Source organism: Priestia sp. P5_B4 (assembly GCF_056400385.1).
Window position 1 is genome coordinate 1 of the sequence record NZ_JBFULJ010000577.1, and the last position, 2,473, is coordinate 2,473.

Consider the following 2,473-nt stretch of genomic DNA (forward strand, 5'->3'; position numbering starts at 1 on the left):
AATTATCAACGTACGGATCACGTTCATTTTTGTACTGCAAATAATAGGCGTGTTCCCATACGTCTAATACGAGCAGCGGAATCGTATCCCACTGCGTGAGAAGCTGATGACGCTCAGCCTGCAAGACTTCAAGCTTTCGCGAACGCGGCGACCATACTAAGATAGCCCAGCCCACACCTTCCACTTTTTTTGCAGCTTGAGAAAAGTGCATCATAAATTTCTCATAGCTGCCAAAGTCTTTTTGAAGCTGCTGCAGCAGCTGTCGTTTCGGCCTCCCTCCTCCTTCTGGACTCATAATTTCCCAAAAGATTGTATGCAAGTAATGACCTGAGCCATGAAAAGAAGCTTCCCGTTCCCAATGTTTTAGGAGGTCAAAATTGTTTGTGTTACGGGCTTGCTGCAGCATGAGCTCTGCTTTATTTAATCCATCTACATAGCTTTGATGATGCTTGCTGTGATGAAGACGCATGATCTCCCGGTTAATATACGGTTCGAGAGCTGAATAGCTATAGCCAAGCGGCGGCAGCTCGTGCTGTCCTGGCGCTATTGATTCTCGCTCCCTTCCGTCGTCTCCAAGCCGCTCTTTTAAAACTTTATCAATATGCCGCACTGCATTATTGATTTCTTCTAACGTATATTCGTTGACATCTTCTTCGCTTAAATATTCAAGAACGTCTTCTTGCGTGCGCGTTATATATGACGTTATATCTACTTCTGTAATGGCTTCTTCAAATACAGGATCACATACTTGTTCAAGCCAGGTCTGAACTTCCATCAAGTATCTTTTTCTCTCATCTTGATCGGCCATACTTTCCCTCCTTACACCTCATCTTCACTATCATATTCAAAAGAAAAAGCAACATAACTTCCTACTTGTATCTATTGAGTTAGAAAATTCGACATAAAAAAGGCAAGAGTTCCTTTAAGCTTGAACTCTTGCCTTTTTTATTATATCTTCTTTGCCATATTTACATAATCAATCGTTTCTTGCTTGCTAACAGCCGCGTGCTTCAGCTTTGGATTATAATAGAGCTCGACTTTTATATTATTGATTTCACAGTCATCTGGCATATCCTGCAAATCCATTAAAAATGGCAGCAAGTGATTGTTCATATCGTATTCAAACGCCCCGTTTTGCAAGTAATACACCTTCGGCACATAGTTAATATGGCGAAAAAACTTCACTACGTTAATTCGCTCACCGTATAAGGCTATCACTTCATTTTCTGTCAAGTTCGGATAAGATAAATTAAACACTTGCCGAACCGGCGTTTTCAGCCACTTGGTCAAGCAAGTCTGCGGATTGTTGACAAGCGCTTTTGCTCCTTTTACGTACCCCGCTAAAAACATCGACATAAAGCCGCCGCCCGATGATCCGTAAAATAGCACATTAGACGAACTCACCTGTACTTTTTTCATGAACTTTTCAATTACAACCGCAATGTCTTTTAAATAAAAACGATCGCTTGTCCCTTGTCCCCACGCAAGCGACACTTTTCCTAAATAAAGCGTGGGGTCGTTGTAATAAATAATGGAATCTTGGAATTCATTCATCCACGAATGGCGCTGAAAATATGGAGGGCCTGCAGGCATTTCCTGACTTGCCCCTCCTCCTGAACCAAACACAAGCAAATGAGAAGACTCTTTTTTTAATCTCACTAAAAACTCAAACAGCACTCCKTTCCACTCAACCGCGACTAAAACGGGCTTATTAAACGGCAGCTGAAGTTCGTCCAGCTTCTCATACGTACTAGTTATTTTTTCATATTGATCAAGCAACAGCTCTGCAACCCACTTTCCTTAAAATGATCCGTCGTATGCGTCTGACATTGATCATGGCTCTGTAAAAAAAGAACCTGTTACAGTATATGAAAATCAGTGGACAAATGATTGTACACCTTATCAAAAAGAGGCCCTTACCTATATATCCTTCTATGCTTCTGTCACGAAATACAACGCTTCACATACGATACAGCATCATAAAAATTCAAGGATCGGAGCTGAAGACCCTTGTCAACGTCTTATATGGATTACAATAACCCAAACCTACAATACTTTTCCGATTTGAACAAAAACAGACTTAATACGCGCAATGATGAAAACTATATTAACCGGCTAGGAAGAGATGTGCTAAATACTCTTGGAAACGTATCGTTACTCGATATTTACTTAAGCAAAAGCCGCGTGGTCGAACCGCACTATCATCAAAATGCCGCTGAGCTTGTTTACTGCATTTCAGGCTCAGCCGTCGTTTCATTAATCAATCCGTTTAACAACGAAGTCACAAATATTCCAATTACTCCCGGTCAAGTAGCCAATATCCCTCAAGGCTGGTGGCACTGGGAGATTGCGTCTGAAGACAATACGCATTTACTTGCCATTTTTGACGCCCCTTACCCGGAATACATTTTTGGATCGGACATTTTAAATAAGACGCCTATTGAAGTCCTTGCTCACACGTACTGCTTAGATC

General features: G+C 41.5%; 3 protein-coding genes. 1 reads left to right on the top strand and 2 read right to left on the bottom strand.

Annotated features, from left to right (window positions below; translation table 11 throughout):
* Positions 1–808, bottom strand: an 808-nt coding sequence (locus AC1DRF_RS23175; protein ID WP_477741798.1) for a superoxide dismutase, incomplete at its 3' end; no start/stop codon positions are given.
* A gap of 140 nt (positions 809–948) precedes the next feature.
* Entirely contained in the window at positions 949–1,779 is an 831-nt protein-coding gene (locus AC1DRF_RS23180) for a glycosyl transferase family 2 (protein WP_477741799.1), read from the bottom strand.
* Between the two features lie 231 nt (positions 1,780–2,010).
* Here AC1DRF_RS23180 and AC1DRF_RS23185 point away from each other — a divergent pair.
* Positions 2,011–2,473, top strand: a 463-nt coding sequence (locus tag AC1DRF_RS23185) for a cupin domain-containing protein (RefSeq protein WP_477741800.1), incomplete at its 3' end; no start/stop codon positions are given.